The organism is Sphaerisporangium sp. NPDC004334, assembly GCF_053602655.1.
On sequence record NZ_JBSGDZ010000008.1, the window covers coordinates 103,527 to 118,889 of the forward strand.

The 15,363-nt window shown below is 70.7% G+C and carries 14 protein-coding genes and 1 tRNA gene; 11 read left to right on the forward strand and 4 right to left on the reverse strand.

All coding sequences use genetic code 11. The annotated features are described in order from the left end of the window. Nucleotides 1–215: 215 nt before the first annotated feature. The 4 genes from eno (at nt 216) to ACWEN6_RS11865 (ending at nt 3,914) form a co-directional block, all read left to right on the forward strand. Nucleotides 216–1,493: a phosphopyruvate hydratase gene (eno, locus tag ACWEN6_RS11850; RefSeq protein WP_354839916.1), complete on the forward strand. Its 1,278-nt coding sequence runs from the start codon at nt 216–218 to the stop codon at nt 1,491–1,493. Nucleotides 1,494–1,550: 57 nt separating this feature from the next. After that, nucleotides 1,551–1,973 (forward strand): FtsB family cell division protein, encoded by a 423-nt coding sequence (locus tag ACWEN6_RS11855; RefSeq protein ID WP_452570180.1) that lies wholly within the window; start codon nt 1,551–1,553, stop codon nt 1,971–1,973. Between the two features lie 352 nt (nt 1,974–2,325). Continuing rightward, nucleotides 2,326–2,916 (forward strand): DUF501 domain-containing protein, encoded by a 591-nt coding sequence (locus ACWEN6_RS11860; protein WP_452570181.1) that lies wholly within the window; start codon nt 2,326–2,328, stop codon nt 2,914–2,916. Further along, complete coding sequence (locus tag ACWEN6_RS11865) at nt 2,913–3,914, forward strand: Ppx/GppA phosphatase family protein (RefSeq protein ID WP_452570182.1); 1,002 nt, start codon at nt 2,913–2,915, stop codon at nt 3,912–3,914. Before ACWEN6_RS11860 ends, ACWEN6_RS11865 begins: the two co-directional genes overlap by 4 nt. Before the next feature lie 16 nt (nt 3,915–3,930). On the opposite strand, the gene ACWEN6_RS11870 is transcribed toward ACWEN6_RS11865, so the two are convergent. Beyond that, on the reverse strand, nt 3,931–4,554 hold the full coding sequence (locus ACWEN6_RS11870; protein WP_452570183.1) for a DJ-1/PfpI family protein: 624 nt from the start codon (nt 4,552–4,554) through the stop codon (nt 3,931–3,933). A 178-nt stretch (nt 4,555–4,732) separates the two neighbouring features. On the opposite strand from ACWEN6_RS11870, the gene ACWEN6_RS11875 reads away from it, so the two are divergent. The 6 genes from ACWEN6_RS11875 to ACWEN6_RS11900 all read left to right on the forward strand — a co-directional run bounded on the left by ACWEN6_RS11875 (nt 4,733) and on the right by ACWEN6_RS11900 (nt 9,809). After that, a complete protein-coding gene (locus ACWEN6_RS11875) occupies nt 4,733–5,527 on the forward strand; it encodes a uracil-DNA glycosylase (RefSeq protein ID WP_452570184.1) in 795 nt (264 codons plus the stop codon). 216 nt (nt 5,528–5,743) lie between these two features. Then, nucleotides 5,744–7,102 (forward strand): NAD(P)/FAD-dependent oxidoreductase, encoded by a 1,359-nt coding sequence (locus tag ACWEN6_RS11880; protein WP_452570185.1) that lies wholly within the window; start codon nt 5,744–5,746, stop codon nt 7,100–7,102. Between the two features lie 230 nt (nt 7,103–7,332). After that, nucleotides 7,333–7,405: transfer RNA gene (locus ACWEN6_RS11885), tRNA-Leu, on the forward strand. 646 nt (nt 7,406–8,051) lie between these two features. Then, complete coding sequence (locus tag ACWEN6_RS11890) at nt 8,052–8,840, forward strand: Bax inhibitor-1/YccA family protein (protein WP_452570186.1); 789 nt, start codon at nt 8,052–8,054, stop codon at nt 8,838–8,840. Nucleotides 8,841–9,056: 216 nt separating this feature from the next. Continuing rightward, nucleotides 9,057–9,290 (forward strand): DUF4287 domain-containing protein, encoded by a 234-nt coding sequence (locus ACWEN6_RS11895; RefSeq protein WP_248961667.1) that lies wholly within the window; start codon nt 9,057–9,059, stop codon nt 9,288–9,290. A gap of 108 nt (nt 9,291–9,398) precedes the next feature. Continuing rightward, nucleotides 9,399–9,809 (forward strand): PPOX class F420-dependent oxidoreductase, encoded by a 411-nt coding sequence (locus ACWEN6_RS11900; protein ID WP_354927483.1) that lies wholly within the window; start codon nt 9,399–9,401, stop codon nt 9,807–9,809. Between the two features lie 123 nt (nt 9,810–9,932). On the opposite strand, the gene ACWEN6_RS11905 is transcribed toward ACWEN6_RS11900, so the two are convergent. The 3 genes from ACWEN6_RS11905 to ACWEN6_RS11915 form a co-directional block, all read right to left on the reverse strand. Continuing rightward, nucleotides 9,933–11,153 carry an acetyl-CoA C-acetyltransferase gene (locus ACWEN6_RS11905; RefSeq protein ID WP_452570187.1) on the reverse strand — a complete coding sequence of 407 codons (1,221 nt, stop codon included), beginning with the start codon at nt 11,151–11,153 and terminating at the stop codon, nt 9,933–9,935. A gap of 146 nt (nt 11,154–11,299) precedes the next feature. Next, complete coding sequence (locus tag ACWEN6_RS11910; protein ID WP_452570188.1) at nt 11,300–12,652, reverse strand: outer membrane protein assembly factor BamB family protein; 1,353 nt, start codon at nt 12,650–12,652, stop codon at nt 11,300–11,302. A gap of 51 nt (nt 12,653–12,703) precedes the next feature. Then, complete coding sequence (locus tag ACWEN6_RS11915) at nt 12,704–13,696, reverse strand: SGNH/GDSL hydrolase family protein (protein WP_452570189.1); 993 nt, start codon at nt 13,694–13,696, stop codon at nt 12,704–12,706. Between the two features lie 279 nt (nt 13,697–13,975). Between ACWEN6_RS11915 and ACWEN6_RS11920 the strand changes: the two genes are divergently transcribed. Further along, nucleotides 13,976–15,355, forward strand: a complete 1,380-nt coding sequence (locus tag ACWEN6_RS11920; RefSeq protein ID WP_354839956.1) for a cystathionine beta-synthase — start codon at nt 13,976–13,978, stop codon at nt 15,353–15,355. The last annotated feature ends 8 nt before the right edge of the window (nt 15,356–15,363 follow it).

Sequence of the window (15,363 nt, forward strand, 5' to 3'; positions counted from 1 at the left end):
CGGAAGCGGCGGGCGGCGGGCGTCCGCGTCCCGGTCGTCCCGGGTTCACCCGAGTGTGGGCAACCAGACACCTGATCCGCGGGCGCGGTATCCGTACCCGCCGGTAGACCCCGATAGGCTCGTGAGGCAAACCGTCCGCAACCGCATCGCGTACGACGGTGCGGTGATGGGTTCCGGGGGCCCGTCCCCGGGCTACTGACTCATAGGAGCGCTTCGTGGCTGCCATCGAGGCCGTTACCGCCCGCGAGATTCTCGACTCCCGGGGCAACCCGACGGTCGAGGTAGAGATCCTGCTCGACGACTACAGCACCGGGCGCGCGGCCGTCCCGAGCGGTGCCTCCACCGGCCAGTTCGAGGCCGTGGAGCTGCGCGACGGCGACGAGCGTTACGCGGGCAAGAGCGTGCAGAAGGCCGTGCTCAACGTCACCGACGAGATCGCCGACGAGATCATCGGGTTCGACGCCGAGGAGCAGCGGCTCGTCGACCAGACCATGATCGACCTCGACGGCACGCCCAACAAGGGCCGGCTCGGCGCCAACGCCATCCTCGGCGTCTCCCTGGCCCTGGCCAAGGCCGCGGCCGACAGCGCCGACCTGCCGCTGTTCCGCTACGTGGGCGGGCCGAACGCCCACATCCTGCCCGTCCCGATGATGAACATCCTGAACGGCGGCGCGCACGCCGACAGCAACGTCGACATCCAGGAGTTCATGATCGCGCCGATCGGCGCCGAGACCTTCTCCGACGCCGTGCGCATGGGCGCCGAGACCTACCACGTGCTCAAGAAGGTGCTCAAGGAGAAGGGCTACTCCACCGGCCTCGGCGACGAGGGCGGGTTCGCCCCCAGCCTGCCGAGCAACCGCGACGCGCTCGACCTGATCCTCGTCGCCATCGAGAAGGCCGGTTACACCCCGGGCGAGGACATCGCGCTGGCCCTGGACGTGGCCGCCACCGAGTTCCACTCCAAGGGCGTCTACACCCTCGACGGCAAGGGCCACGGCTCCGACGAGCTGATCTCCTTCTACGAGGACCTGGTCCGCTCCTACCCGCTGGTCTCCATCGAGGACCCGCTGGACGAGGAGGACTGGGAGGGCTGGAAGGCCATGACCGCCGCGCTCGGCGGCAAGGTCCAGATCGTCGGCGACGACCTGTTCGTCACCAACCCCGAGCGCCTCGAGCGGGGCATCGCCGAGGGCGCGGCCAACGCCCTGCTGGTCAAGGTCAACCAGATCGGCACCCTGTCGGAGACCCTCGACGCCGTCGACCTCGCCCACCGCAGCGGCTACCGCTCCATGATGAGCCACCGCTCCGGCGAGACCGAGGACACCACGATCGCCGACCTGGCCGTGGCCGCCAACTGCGGTCAGATCAAGACCGGCGCCCCGGCGCGGTCCGACCGCGTGGCCAAGTACAACCAGCTTCTCCGCATCGAGGAACTTCTCGACGATGTCGCCCGCTACGCGGGTCGCGGAGCTTTTCCGCGCTTCCAGGGCTAGTTTCTTCCGTACGGCTTGCGCGCTTATGGGCGCAAGCCGTACGGACCCGGGAGGACCATGAAGAAGCGACCGCAGTTGACGGGACGGGCCGCGATCCTGGCGGTCGTCGTGTGCGCGATCGCCATGAGCCTCGCCTATCCGGTGCGCGAGTACGTCGCGCAGCGACGCCAGATCGCCCAGCTGGAGAGGCAGCAGGCCCAGGCGCTGAAAGACCTGCAGGAGCTCGCCGAGCGCAGCCGGCGGCTCGACGACCCCGCCTACATCAGGCAGCTCGCCAGGGGCCGGCTGCACTACTGCGGCGACGGCCGCCAGACGTGTTACGTCCTGCTGGACCCGGCGAAGAAGGCCAGGAAGCCCGCGGCCGGGGCCACGCCGCAGTCCGCGCCCCCGTGGTACCAGACATTGTGGGAGTCCATCGAGGCCGCCGACCGCGGCACCGGCCAGAGCGTCGAACTGTCCCCCCGCACCCCCGCCCCCTGACACCCCCGGCCCGCCAGGGCGCGTGCGTGAGCGCGCCGTATCCTCCTCGCCTTTCAGCGTCGGTGTTTCCGACGCCGGGGCGGTGGAAGGGCGGTCGGCGATGCCGGCGCGCCGTTTTCGCCGTTTGTCGTCCCGCCGTCGCGGCGCCGGAGGGAATCGACGTTCACGACGGCCGGGTGGACATGGCGGGTTCAGCGGGTGGACGTGGTTGCGCTGAGCGCGCCCAGGGCTCGGGCCTTGCTCTGTGGTCTCTGGGCATCGGTGGTCGTGGGGTGCTGGATACTTACGTGTCCGGGTTTTCGGTCCGGGTGTGCCCGACGGGCCTGCCCGTCGTTCTCAGGGGGAATGCGCGATGGTCGATCCGGTCGATCCGGCCGATCCGGCCGACACGGCCGCCGGAGGCCGGGAAGGGGCGCCGGGAGTGGACCCGGCGGACGCCGCCGTGGTCGAACGGCAGCTCGGCCGGCCGCCGCGGGGCCTGCGGGCCGTGGCCCACCGGTGCCCGTGCGGACTGCCCGACGTCGTTGAGACCTCCCCGCGGCTGGCCGACGGCTCGCCGTTCCCCACGCTGTTCTACCTGACCTGCCCGAGGGCCGCCTCTGCCATCGGCACGCTGGAGTCCTCCGGGCTCATGAAGCGCATGCAGGCGCGGCTGGCGGAGGACCCGGCCCTGGCCGAGGCGTACGCGAAGGCGCACGCCGCCTACGTCGAGAGACGCGACCAGGCCGCCGCCGAGGACGGCCTGGAGCCCCTGCCCCGCGACATGCAGAGTGCCGGCGGCATGCCCGACCGGGTGAAGTGCCTGCACGCCCTGGTGGGCCACGAGCTGGCCATGCCGGGCACCAACCCCTTCGGCCGCGAGGCCCTCGACGTTCTGCCCGAGTGGTGGAGCGAGGGGCCCTGCGTGCCGACCGGCCCCGACGAGCCCGAGGAGGGCGCATGACCCGCGTGGCGGCCATCGACTGCGGCACCAACTCCGTTCGCCTGCTGATCGCCGACATCGGGAACGGCGATCCGACCGGCGGCGCGCTGATCGACGTAGAGCGGCGAATGGAGATCGTCCGCCTTGGCGAGGGGGTCGACCGCACCGGGCGGCTTGCCCCCGAGGCGCTGGAGCGCACGTTCACCGCGATGCGCGGCTACGCCAAGCTGATCAGGGAGCACGGCGCCGAGCGGGTGCGCGTGGTGGCCACCAGCGCCACCAGGGACGCCGCCAACCGCGCCGACTTCGTCACCGGCGTGCGCGAGATCTTCGGCGTCGACCCCGAGGTGGTCACCGGCTCGGAGGAGGCCCACCTGTCCTTCCTCGGCGCCACGGCCGGGCTCACGGGTGCCCAAGCCCCCGTGCTGGTGGTCGACATCGGCGGCGGCTCCACCGAGTTCGTCCTGGGCTCAGCCGACGTGGAGGCCGCGATTTCGGTCGACATCGGCTGCGTCCGCCTCACCGAGCGCCACTTCGCCGCGGCAGCGGCGGCAGCGGCGGCGAGGACGGAACCGGGCGAGGAGCCGGAGGTCGTCAACGCATCGGCCGGTGCGGACGACGTCCGCTCCGCAGCCGTGGCGGCGGCGAGCGCCGACATCGAGGCGGCGCTCGACCGGGTGGCCGAGGCCGTGCCGGTGGGCCGGGCGCGCACGCTGATCGGCCTGGCAGGGTCGGTGACCACGGTCGCGGGCATCGCCCTGGACCTGTCGGCCTACGACCCCGAGCGCATCCACGGCTCGCGCGTCCCGGCGGCCACGGTGGGCGAGATCTCCCGGAGCCTGCTGGACATGACCCACGACGAGCGGGCGGCGATCCCGGTCATGCACCCCGGCCGCGTGGACGTGATCGGCGCGGGCGCGCTCATCCTCGACCGCATCGTCAGCCGGTTCGGCTTCGGCGAGGTCGTCGTCAGCGAACACGACATCCTCGACGGCATCGCCCGCGGCCTCGCCTCCTGACGGCCCGCCGGGGCGCTCAGCGCCGGCGGGCCAGAAGAAGCTCCATGGCCTCGTGCGGGGCCTTGGCCGGTGATCCGGCGTCGAAGGGGGGCTGGGGGTCGTACTCGATGGCGAGTTGGGCGGCCTCGGCCGCCGTCCGGCCGGCGATGCGCCCGAACAGCGTCAGGGCCATGTCGATGCCGGAGGACACCCCGGCGGCCGTCACGATCTTGCCCTGGACGACGACGCGCTCGGGCGTGTAGGTCGCGCCGAAGGCTTCGAGCGTTTCGACGGCGCCCCAGTGGGTCGTGGCGCGGAGCCCTTCCAGCAGGCCGGCGCCGCCGAGGATCAGCGACCCGGTGCACACCGAGGTCGTCCAGGTCGTGCCGTCGTGCAACCGCCCGATCCATGCGGTGAAGGCCTCATCACGCATCATCGTCCGCGCCCCCGGTCCGCCGGGGACGACCAGGACGTCGCAGGAGTCCACCTCGGCCGGCGTGGCGGTGGCGGACAGGGCCAGCACCCCGGCGCCGTCTCGGACGGGGCCGGCCTCCGGGGCGGTGAACACGACCTGGGCCTCCGGCAGCATCCGGAGCACCTCGTACGGGCCGACGACGTCGAGAGCGGTGAAGCCTTGGAAGAGCGGGATGACGATTCGCATGGTGAGTCCTCGGTCGGTGGTCCGGTCGGGTGCCGCCGGGCTTCGGCGGTCCTCGACGTCGTGGCGGCGACGACAGGCGTCGTGATGATCCTGCCAAAGGCGGCGAGCGCGGCGCAGGTGGCCGGGGAGTGGTCCGGGAGTGGTCGGGGCATGCCGGGGTGGCTGGCACGATCGGGGTATGAGCTTTGTTCCCCCTGGCAGTGGCTGGCCGGAGGATCCGGCCGGGCCGGACACTCCTGTGGCCGGCACGCCCGAGGAGGTCGCCGATCTCGCCCGCACGAGCGGCACGCTCGCCGAGCTGACCGCCCGGCAGTCGGTGTGCCGGGCGTGTCCCCGCCTGGTCGAGTGGCGGGAGGAGGTCGCGGAGGTCAAGCGGCGGGCGTTCATGACGGAGACCTACTGGGGCAGGCCCATCGCCGGCTGGGGGGACGACAAGCCGCGGGTCCTGCTCGTCGGGCTCGCACCGGCGGCGCACGGCGGCAACCGCACGGGCCGGGTCTTCACCGGTGACCGCAGCGGCGACTGGCTGTTCGCCTCGCTGCACCGCACCGGGCTGGCGGCGCTGCCCACCAGCACCCACGCCGGGGACGGGCAGCGGCTGCTCGGCGCGCGCGTGGTCGCGGCCGTCCGCTGCGCCCCGCCGGCCAACAAGCCGACGGTCGAGGAACGGGCGGCGTGCTTCCCGTGGCTGGCCCGGGAGTTGGAGCTGGTCGCCGATCCGCTGCGCGTCATCGTCGCCCTCGGCGGGTACGCCTGGCAGGCCCTGTGGCCCGCGCTGCGGCAGGCCGGGTACACGCTGCCGAGCCGCAGGCCGCCGTTCGGGCACGGCGCCGAGGTGGAGATCGCGCACGGCGGCACGCCGGTGCGCCTGCTCGGGTGCTACCACCCGAGCCAGCAGAACACCTTCACCGGGCGGGTGACCGAGGAGATGCTCGACGCGGTCTTCGCCCGCGCGGTGGAGCTCTCGGGCTGACGCCTGCGCCGGAGCAACGGGCCCGCCGTCCTCGCGACGGCGGGCCCGTTCCGTTCCGCGGACGTGCTGACGTGGAGTGAAGTTCGTCACTAGACGAAAGTTTTGCCGAACTTCTGTGGAGAAACCCCTGCTCAGGAGGCTAGTTTCGGAAAAATCGCCAAAGTTTGATGCCTGGCGGGATTGGCGTCGATAGGCAACCGTGACGTAGGCTTGTGAATGGTTTCACAAGCGACCATGCCGCGAAGGGGCACTCACGTGGACCAGAAGGCGAAGCACATCCTGATCGTCGGCGGAGGGTACGTCGGCCTCTACACGGGCCTGCGGCTGCAGCGCCAACTGCGCGACGAGCTGCGCTCCGGGCGCGTCCGCATCACGATCGTCAGCCCGCAGTCCTACATGACCTACCAGCCGTTCCTGCCGGAGGCCGCGGCCGGCAACCTGTCGCCGCGCCACGTCGTCGCGCCGCTGCGCCGGGTGCTGAACCGCGTCCGCATCCTGAACGGCAAGGTCACCAAGGTGCACCACGCCAACAAGTCCGTGACGTTCGAGCCCAGCACCGGTCCGGCCAAGGAGCTCACCTACGACGTCCTGGTCATGGCGGCCGGCTCGGTCTCGCGCACGCTGCCCATTCCGGGTCTGAAGGACGCCGCCATCGGCTTCAAGACGGTCGGCGAGGCCATCGCGCTCCGCAACCGCGTGCTCGCCCTGTTCGACCGGGCCGACTCCACCGACGACGAGCAGGTGCGGCGCAGGGCGCTGACCTTCGTCGTGGTCGGCGCCGGCTTCGCGGGCGTCGAGGCGCTGGCGGAGCTTGAGGACATGGCGCGCGACGCGGTGCGCTACTACGACACCCTCAATGAGAGCGACCTGCGCTGGGTGCTCGTCGAGGCCAGCGACCGCATCCTGCCCGAGGTGGGCCCCGAGATGGGCAAGTGGACGCTGGAGGAGCTGCGGAAGCGGGGCATCGAGGTCAAGATGCGCACGCTGCTGGAGTCCTGCGAGGGCGGCCACGTGATGCTGTCCGACGGCGACCGCTTCGAGTCGGCCACGATCGTGTGGACGGCGGGCGTCAAGGCGAGTCCCGTCGTCAACGCGGGCGACCTGCCGCTGGACGAGCGGGGGCGCATCAAGACCACGACGCGGCTCACGGTCGCCGGCGTCAAGGACGCCTTCGCCGCCGGCGATGTCGCGGGCGTGCCCGACATGACCAACCCCGGGCAGTTCTGCGCGCCCAACGCCCAGCACGCGGTGCGGCAGGCCAAGGTGCTCGCCGACAACATCGTCCGGCACCTCCAGGGCCGCCCGCTGCGGGAGTACCGGCACAAGTACGTCGGTTCGGTGGCCGGGCTGGGGCTGCACAAGGGCGTCGCGAACGTCTACGGCGTCAAGCTTCACGGATTTCCTGCGTGGTTCATGCACCGCACCTACCATCTGTCCCGGGTGCCTACGTTGAACCGCAAGGTCCGCGTGGTGGCCGACTGGACGCTCGCGCTCTTCTTCAAGCGGGAGACCCTCTCACTGGGTGAGATCGAGTCTCCGCGTGAGGAGTTCAAGGCGGCCGCCGCCACCGGCTGACCGCTTCTGGTACGGCTCGCGCCCGAGGACCTCGGGCGCGAGCCGTACCGTTGTCTGTAGGCATAACAAGGATGCGTGGTGGAATTGGGCTACTTGAGCGGTCTGTTGTTCATTGCCCGAGTCGCGGGGGCGTGCGACGTATACGGTTATCTTGCGGACTACGGAAGGAAGAGCGGAGACGTGGGCTCTGACCCGTTACGCAAGTGTGGTCCGTTACGTATGATTACGGCGCCCCCGTAGCCCAATGGCAGAGGCAAACCCCTTAAAAGGGTTCCAGTGTGGGTTCGAGTCCCACCGGGGGCACTCTGCCGGCTATATGAAACACCCCGTGATAGTAACGACGGGGCTCTTGCCCCTATAATTGTTGGTTCGCCACCCGGAGCCGCGTGTTTATCCCCGGCCTCCGTGCGGGCCTTGCGGGCCCTGCTCCGTCCCCCACAGGCAATCGTTACCGTCTTGTGTCCTGCCGCGACGCCGTCCCGGCGCTCTCGCCGGTGGCCCCCGCTATTCGCCGCCCGGCCCATCGATGATCTACGCACGGTAATTGCTTATAAGCGATAAAGTCACCATAAATAGGGTAGCGGTCAACAATGGTGGAAAAATCCGCCTATGGCGGAGGTTAGGGACGGGACAGAACCTCCCATTCCAGTGACGGTACGTCCCGCGAAGCCCCGAGTCCGCCATCGGACGCCGACCTCGCCGGTCGGAGAAGTCACGGGCGCGCCGTCCGGGCGGACCGCGGTGATCCAACCGCAACATGCAGGGCGGAACTCAGGTGGACAGTCGGTCGTTGTACTCGTTGCCGCCGGAGGCCGGGATGCCGTCCCCGGCGGCGCAATACGGCAGGGTCGTCCTGACCGCCATGACCGATGACGAGTTTTCGCGTGCAAGCGGCATCCCCTGTGAGGCTCGACGAGCAGGGTGATCGCAGGTCGCAGTGGAGGCAGTGATGCAGAGCAGGAACCCGGTCCTTAACAGGCTGGGTAAGAACAACCGTCAGTCGTGGGCGGGCCCGACCGCCAGTCCGCAGTACCTGCAGGAGATGTACAACACTCCGTCGTACGCTCCGCCGACCGCGACGCGGCCGATGACGATCGACGATGTCGTCGTCCGGGGCTTCATCACGCTCGGCACCCTCGTGGTGTCCGCGGCGCTCGCCTGGTACCTCAACCTGGGTCTCGCGGTGGCCGTGCCGGCGGCGATCGTCGGCCTGGTGCTCGGCCTGATCGTCTCGTTCCGGCAGAGCACGAACCCGGCGCTGATCCTCGGCTACTCCGTGGCCTACGGCCTGGCCATCGGGGTGATCAGCAACGCCTACAACTACATCTACGAGGGCATCGTCTTCCAGGCCGTGCTCGGCACGATGGTCGCCTTCGGCGGCACGCTGGCGGTGTACGCGCTCAAGATCTTCCGGCCGACGCCGAAGTTCACCAAGTTCGTCGTCGCCGCCGGCTTCGCGGCCGTCGGCCTGATGCTGATCAACTGGGTCGCGGGCTTCTTCACCGACGGCGGCCTCGGACTGCGCACCGACAGCCCGATCGGCTGGGTGTTCAGCGTCGCGATGATCCTGCTCGGCTGCTTCTTCCTGCTGCTGGACTTCGACTCCATCGAGCAGGGGGTGCGCGCGGGCGTCCCCGAGAAGTACTCCTGGCTGATGGCCTTCGGTCTCACGGTGAGCCTGGTGTGGCTCTACCTGGAGATCCTGCGCTTCATCAGCTACTTCTTCAACAACGATTAGATCCTCGCCACGGACGCCCCGCCCGGTCCCGGGCGGGGCGTCCGTATTTGCTGGTTCCTGACCGAAAACCGGCATGGCAAGCGCAGGTATGGGTATGCCAACGCGCTGCGACCAATGATCTACCTGGTGAGATGCAAGTCTGGCCTTTGGGCCCTTGCCATCACGGGGCTGGTGATGCAGTGTCGAGCAAAAGAGGCTTCACTCATGGAGGTGCCCATGTCGTTGAACCACTCACCGGAGACGCAGAACAAGCTGATCGCCAGGGTTCCGGACATCACCGGACGCGCACTCCCAGAGTGGTTCCAAGCCATCGACAACGGCCCGTCGTTCCTACGCTGCGATGAGCGGGCCAACTGGCTCGCCGACGAGCACGGGCTGACCCACGGCTACGCCGCCGCGATCGTCATTGAGCACGAGCGGCAACGCCGTTCCCGCATGGGCTTCATGTAAGTCCTGCAGTCCCAGCGCCCACGTCACCGTCTGGCGTGGGCGCCGTTCTGTGCCAGGGGCCGGCGCCCGCCGTGACGTCCCTCCGCCGGCATGGATCATCATGGAGACATGGATCTCGACAAGGCCCGTGAATTCCTCGGCGCCAACCACCGCGCGGTGATGCTCACCTACCACCCCGACGGCCGCCCGCAGATGTCACCGGTGACGGTCGGCGTGGACGCCGACGGGTACGCGGTGGTCAGCACCCGGGAGACCGCGGCCAAGACCCGCAACCTCCGCCGTGACCCCAAGGTCGCGCTATGCGTGATGAACGACGGCTTCTACGGCGACTGGATCCAGATCGAGGGCACCGCCGAGGTCGTCTCCCTGCCCGAGGCGATGGAGCACCTGGTCGGCTACTACCGCACCGTCGCGGGCGAGCACCCCGACTGGGACGACTACCGCGCGGCCATGACGCGGGACCGGCGGGTGATCGTCCGCATCGACCTCACCCGCGCCGGCCCCGACGTCCACGGCTGACCGTCCCCCGGCCGGGCGTCCGCGAGCGACCCTCGGCCCCGACGTCCACGGCTGACCGCCCCCCGGCCGGGCGTCCACGGCCCCAGGGCCACGTGGCCCGCCCGGTCGCCGGGGGGGGGGCGTCTAGTTGAGGCGCTCCAGCACCATGGCCATGCCCTGGCCGCCGCCGACGCACATCGTCTCAAGGCCGATCGACTTGTCGTGGAAGCGCAGGCCGTTGAGCAGCGTGGAGGTGATGCGGGCGCCCGTCATGCCGAACGGGTGCCCGACGGCGATCGCGCCGCCGTTGACGTTCAGCCGGTCGAGGTCGATGCCGAGCTCCTGGTAGGACGGGATCACCTGCGCGGCGAACGCCTCGTTGATCTCCACCAGGTCGACGTCGGAGATCGACATGCCGGCGCGGCCCAGCGCCTGCCGGGACGCCTCCACCGGCCCGAGGCCCATGATCTCGGGGGACAGGCCGGTGACGCCGGTCGACACGATGCGGGCCAGCGGTGTGATGCCCAGTTCGGCGGCCTTGACGTCGCTCATCACGATCACCGCGGCGGCGCCGTCGTTCAGCGGGCAGCAGTTGCCGGCCGTGACCGTGCCGTCGGGCCGGAACACCGGCTTGAGCTGCGAGACCGCCTCGTAGGTGGTGCCGGGCCGCGGGCCGTCGTCCCTGCTGACGACCGTGCCGTCGGGAAGCGTCACCGGGGTGATGTCCTGCTCCCAGAACCCGTTGGCGAGGGCCTTCTCGGCGAGGTTCTGCGAGCGGACGCCGAACTCGTCCTGCTCCTGGCGGCTCACGCCGCGCATGCCGGCGACGTTCTCGGCGGTCTGGCCCATCGCGACGTAGATGTCGGGCAGCCGCGCGTCCTGGCGCGGGTCGTGCCATACCGGGCCGCCGCCCTCGGCCCGGGCGTCGGTGCGCGTTTTGGCGTCCAGGAACAGCGGGTTGGTGGTCTCGGGCAGCGAGTCGGAGTTGCCCCTGACGAAGCGCGAGACGCACTCGACGCCGGCCGAGATGAACACATCCCCCTCGCCCGCCTTGATGGCGTGGAAGGCCATGCGCGTGGTCTGCAGCGAGGAGGAGCAGTAGCGGGTGACCGTGGTGCCGGGGACGCCGTCCAGCCCGAGCAGCACCGAGACCACCCGGGCCATGTTGAACCCCTGCTCGCCGCCCGGCAGGCCGCAACCGAGCATCAGGTCGTCGACCTCGTTGGGATCGAGCTGCGGCACCTTGTCGAGCGCGGCTTTGATCATCTGGACGGTGAGGTCGTCGGGACGGATGTCCTTGAGCGACCCCTTGAAGGCTCGGCCGATCGGCGAACGTGCGGTCGCGACGATGACTGCCTCGGGCATGTGGCTCTCCTGGGTTCGTGACAGGGCTCCCTCCAGCGGAGGTTACCGCGCGGTAGGGCCGTTGCCACGCGCCGGGGCGTCAAGAAACAGAACTATGTACGGCACACACGTGCCGGGCCGCGCCGGCCTGTGCCCCGGCCCATGTGTCAGCCGTACATGCCGGGAGCGGTGCCCGTGGCGTCCCGGACGGCGTGCACGGCGCCCTTCTCGTCGCGCCACAGGCGCCAGCCGTCCTGGCTGCCGGTGAACCACGCGGGCGGCGTGCCCGCCGCGCTCAGGCGCCTGCCGGTGGCCAGGTCGAACTCGCACAGGGCCGCGACGGAGTAGAAGCCCTGGGCCGCCTCGCGCAGCGGCAGCGGCTTGGGGTCGGTCACGCAGAACGACCATCCGTGCTGCCCTCGCACCGGGGCGGCCCGCCCGGAGGCCAGGTCGAACGCCGACCCGGCGGCGCCGGGCTTGAGGAAGCCGAGCCGCCCCATGTCGCCGGGGAAGGCGAGCCACCAGCCGGTGCCGGGGACCTGCTCGGAGGTGATCTGCCCCGTCACGCGGCCGGTGCCGGGGTCGAGCCGGGCGAAGCCGCCGTACTGCCCCTGTTCGTCGACGGGACGCACGATCGGGGCGAGGCCGGGGCTGCCGCTGGGGTAGACGCGCACCACCGACGGGCGCAGCCAGTTGACCCGGCCGTCCGCCAGCCGCACCGAGAAGACGCCGAAGGAGGACGTGCGCTTCTTCTCGGGGTTGGTGTAGGGGGCGACGTAGCCGACCAGGTCGCCGCCGGTGGCGCCGAAGGCCCAGCCGCCCGACAGGTCGACGCCGGTGTTCAGCGCCTGCTCCACCGGAAGCCGCCACACCGGCTTGCCGGTCTTGACGTCGTGGGCGGACAGCACGGGGTGCCTGGCCATGCGGAGCATGACGACCCGGGCCGCGTCGGACCACTCGACCTCGGCGATGCCGGGCAGCCGCCACAGGGTGCGGCCGGTGAGCGGGTCCAGGACGACCATGCGGGCGGAGGTCAGGGCGGTGTTCTCCGACACGCAGAAGTAGGGCCCGCACCGCTGCGGGCCGAAGGTGGAGTGGATCGGGCGGGACCACCTGCGCTGCCCGGTCCGCGCGTCCACGGCGGCCAGGGACGCCGTCCATCTGCCCTGCGTGACCGGGCCGACCGCGGCGACGACCCCCTGGCCGGGGGCGGTGTCGACGGCGGCCGGGGGTTGCACGCCCATGCCCGGCAGGCGCCCGGCGATGGTGGCGGGGCGGGCCCACAGCTTCCGGCCGGTGGCGAGGTCGAGGGCGGTGGTCTCCAGCGTGCCGTCCGCCCTCATGGAGGTCACCGCGGCGACACCGGCGGCCACGGTGGCGCGGCTCACGGCGTTGACCTCGTCGTTGCGCCAGGTCGGGTGCGTCTGCTCGCCGGCCGCCTTGCTGCTGGAGCAGCCGGCCAGGGCCAGGACCCCGGCGAGCGCCAGGGCTGGATTCGCGAGAGACCGGATCACGGGCATTACCCTCCAATGCCGACATAGTGACGGCTGTATCGCGGAGGGTGACCGGATTCAGGCGCTGCGAGGCATCGTCCCCGGCCGCCGACGAAGAATCATGGCCCATCTGCCGTGGGGGCCGGTCGCGCGGCCGGCGACGCGGGTCGCGGTGACCTCGGTGCCGGACTCCTCCGCGGCCTTGGCCGCCGCGAGGTAAATCGATTGCGATCCCTCGCCGCGCTCGGGCTCGGGCTCAGGCCCGAATCCCAACGCGGCGCATACAGAAGGTAGCACTACGTAAGCGGACCGTTGGTAACCTCGGGCAGATGGGTGATATCGATCAGGTCCGAACATCTCGTCCGGATATGTCGTGAATTCCGGGCCGAGGATGTCGGCGAAGGCCACCGTGCGGCCGCCCTCCTCGATCACCGCGACCGTCTGCGCCGCCGCGAGCTGCCGGCTCCACCGCTGCGTCATCCAGCGCAGCGGCTGGGCGATGGGACGGATCGTCCCGAGGTCGGGACAGGTGCCGACGACGACCTCCGCGCCCGCCTCGCGCAACCGCGCCACGGCCTCGCGCAGGTGCCCGACCGCGTCGCCGGGCCGGGTCTTGGTGGTCACGTCGTTGGCGCCGACGAAGATGACCGCGATCTCCGGGCGCGTCTTGAGCGCGCGGTCCACCTGGTGGGACAGGTCGGCCGACACCGCGCCCGACCGGCCGAACACGTCGAGCCGGACGGGCCGGCCGGCGGCCGCGGCCAGGCCTCTGGCGATGATCACGGCGGGGGTGTCGTCCGGATCGGACACGCCGAGCCCGACCGAGGTGGAGTCGCCCAGCATGACCATGGAGATGGGACGGGCCTGCTCGGCCCCCGCCCGGCCGTAAAGCCCATCTGAGACGGGGCCGTCCATGCCGTGCGGGCGGCCGACGATTCTGCGGGCGACCAGCGCCTCGGTGAACAGGACGGCGTACATGGCGGCTCCGAGCGCGGTCACTCCACCGCCGCCCAACGCGGCCGCGGTGGCGATCCGGCGAGCCGCCCGTGCGGTCGCGGGCGTCCAGATCACTTCCGGTGTCCTTTCCTGGATCCGTTTGCTTCTGTGATGATTCCCATCCCGGCCGCGGTGCTCACAACGACGCGGGCGGCCGGTGAACGGCGGCCGACGAGGACCGCCGTGCGCCCGCACCCGTCTTTAGGGGCCCCCGACTGGCGGCGGCCCGTCCCCTGTGGTCCTGGTCGTGACGGTACGGTGAGGAATTGGAACCAGCCGGACCCCGGATCACGCACCGGAACCGGCATCAATCGGCACGCTGACACAGCTTCGGCAAATGAGGTGTTATTCCCGGTGCGCGTTCACGATTCGCTCATCGAGCTCATGGGCGACACTCCGCTCGTGCGGCTGCGCAAGGTCACGACCGGCATCTCGGCGCAGGTCCTCGCCAAGGTCGAGTACTTCAACCCCGGTGGCTCGGTGAAGGACCGCATCGCCCTGCGCATGGTGGAGGCCGCCGAGCGCTCGGGCGCGCTGCGGCCCGGCGGCACCATCGTGGAGCCGACCTCGGGCAACACCGGCATCGGCCTGGCCATCGTGGCCCAGGACCGCGGCTATCGCTGCCTGTTCGTGGTCCCCGACAAGGTCGCCCAGGACAAGATCAACGTGCTGCGCGCGTACGGCGCCGAGGTCGTGGTGTGCCCGACGGCGGTCTCGCCCGACCACCCCAACAGTTACTACTCGGTCTCCGACCGGCTGGTGCGCGAGGTGCCGAACGCCTGGAAGCCCGACCAGTACTCCAACCCCGAGAACCCCGAGAGCCACTACCGCTCGACCGGGCCGGAGATCTGGGAGCAGACCGAGGGGCGCATCACCCACTTCGTCGCCGGCGTCGGCACGGGCGGCACGATCAGCGGCACCGGGCGCTACCTCAAGGAGGTCTCCGGCGGCCGGGTGCAGATCATCGGCGCCGACCCCGAGGGCTCGGTCTACTCCGGCGGCTCCGGGCGTCCCTACCTGGTCGAGGGCGTCGGCGAGGACTTCTGGCCGGCGACCTACGACACCAAGATCGCCGACCGCATCGTCGCGGTCTCCGACAAGGACTCCTTCTGGATGACCCGCCGCCTGGCGCGCGAGGAGGCCCTGCTGGTCGGCGGCTCCTGCGGCATGGCGGTCGTGGCCGCCCTGCGGGTCGCGGCCGAGGCCGGTCCGGACGCCGTCGTGGTCGTCCTGCTGCCGGACGGCGGGCGCGGCTACCTGTCCAAGATCTTCAACGACGACTGGATGGCCGACTACGGCTTCCTGACCTCCTCCAGCGAGGAGGGGCTGGTCGGCGACGTGCTCGGCCGCAAGTCCCCCGGCCTGCCGGAGTTCGTGCACACCCACCCGCACGAGTCGGTCAGCACGGCCATCTCGATCATGCGCGAGTACAGCGTCTCGCAGCTTCCCGTCATGAAGGAGGAGCCGCCGGTCATGGCGGCCGAGGTGGTCGGCTCGATCGTCGAGCGCGACCTGCTCGAGGGCCTGTACCGGGGCAAGGTGCGCGGCGAGGACCCCATCGAGGACCACATGTCCGCGCCGCTCCCCATGGTCGGCGCGGGAGAGCCGGTCGCGGTCGCCATCGAGGCGCTGGAGAAGGCCGACGCCGCGGTCGTCCTGGACGACGGCAAGCCGATCGGCCTGATCACCCGCCAGGACCTGCTGGCCTTCCTCGCCAGCACGGTCAACGCCTGACCTTCGCC

What these genes read in the sequence shown, in the direction of transcription:
- ACWEN6_RS11855 (WP_452570180.1), top strand. Translation starts at nt 1,551, where the DNA reads ATGAAGAAGCGACCGCAGTTGACGGGACGGGCCGCGATCCTGGCGGTC.
- ACWEN6_RS11860 (WP_452570181.1), top strand. Translation starts at nt 2,326, where the DNA reads ATGGTCGATCCGGTCGATCCGGCCGATCCGGCCGACACGGCCGCCGGA.
- ACWEN6_RS11865 (WP_452570182.1), top strand. Translation starts at nt 2,913, where the DNA reads ATGACCCGCGTGGCGGCCATCGACTGCGGCACCAACTCCGTTCGCCTG.
- ACWEN6_RS11870 (WP_452570183.1), bottom strand. Translation starts at nt 4,554, where the DNA reads ATGCGAATCGTCATCCCGCTCTTCCAAGGCTTCACCGCTCTCGACGTC.
- ACWEN6_RS11875 (WP_452570184.1), top strand. Translation starts at nt 4,733, where the DNA reads ATGAGCTTTGTTCCCCCTGGCAGTGGCTGGCCGGAGGATCCGGCCGGG.
- ACWEN6_RS11880 (WP_452570185.1), top strand. Translation starts at nt 5,744, where the DNA reads ATGGTTTCACAAGCGACCATGCCGCGAAGGGGCACTCACGTGGACCAG.
- ACWEN6_RS11890 (WP_452570186.1), top strand. Translation starts at nt 8,052, where the DNA reads ATGCAGAGCAGGAACCCGGTCCTTAACAGGCTGGGTAAGAACAACCGT.
- ACWEN6_RS11895 (WP_248961667.1), top strand. Translation starts at nt 9,057, where the DNA reads ATGTCGTTGAACCACTCACCGGAGACGCAGAACAAGCTGATCGCCAGG.
- ACWEN6_RS11900 (WP_354927483.1), top strand. Translation starts at nt 9,399, where the DNA reads ATGGATCTCGACAAGGCCCGTGAATTCCTCGGCGCCAACCACCGCGCG.
- ACWEN6_RS11905 (WP_452570187.1), bottom strand. Translation starts at nt 11,153, where the DNA reads ATGCCCGAGGCAGTCATCGTCGCGACCGCACGTTCGCCGATCGGCCGA.
- ACWEN6_RS11910 (WP_452570188.1), bottom strand. Translation starts at nt 12,652, where the DNA reads ATGCCCGTGATCCGGTCTCTCGCGAATCCAGCCCTGGCGCTCGCCGGG.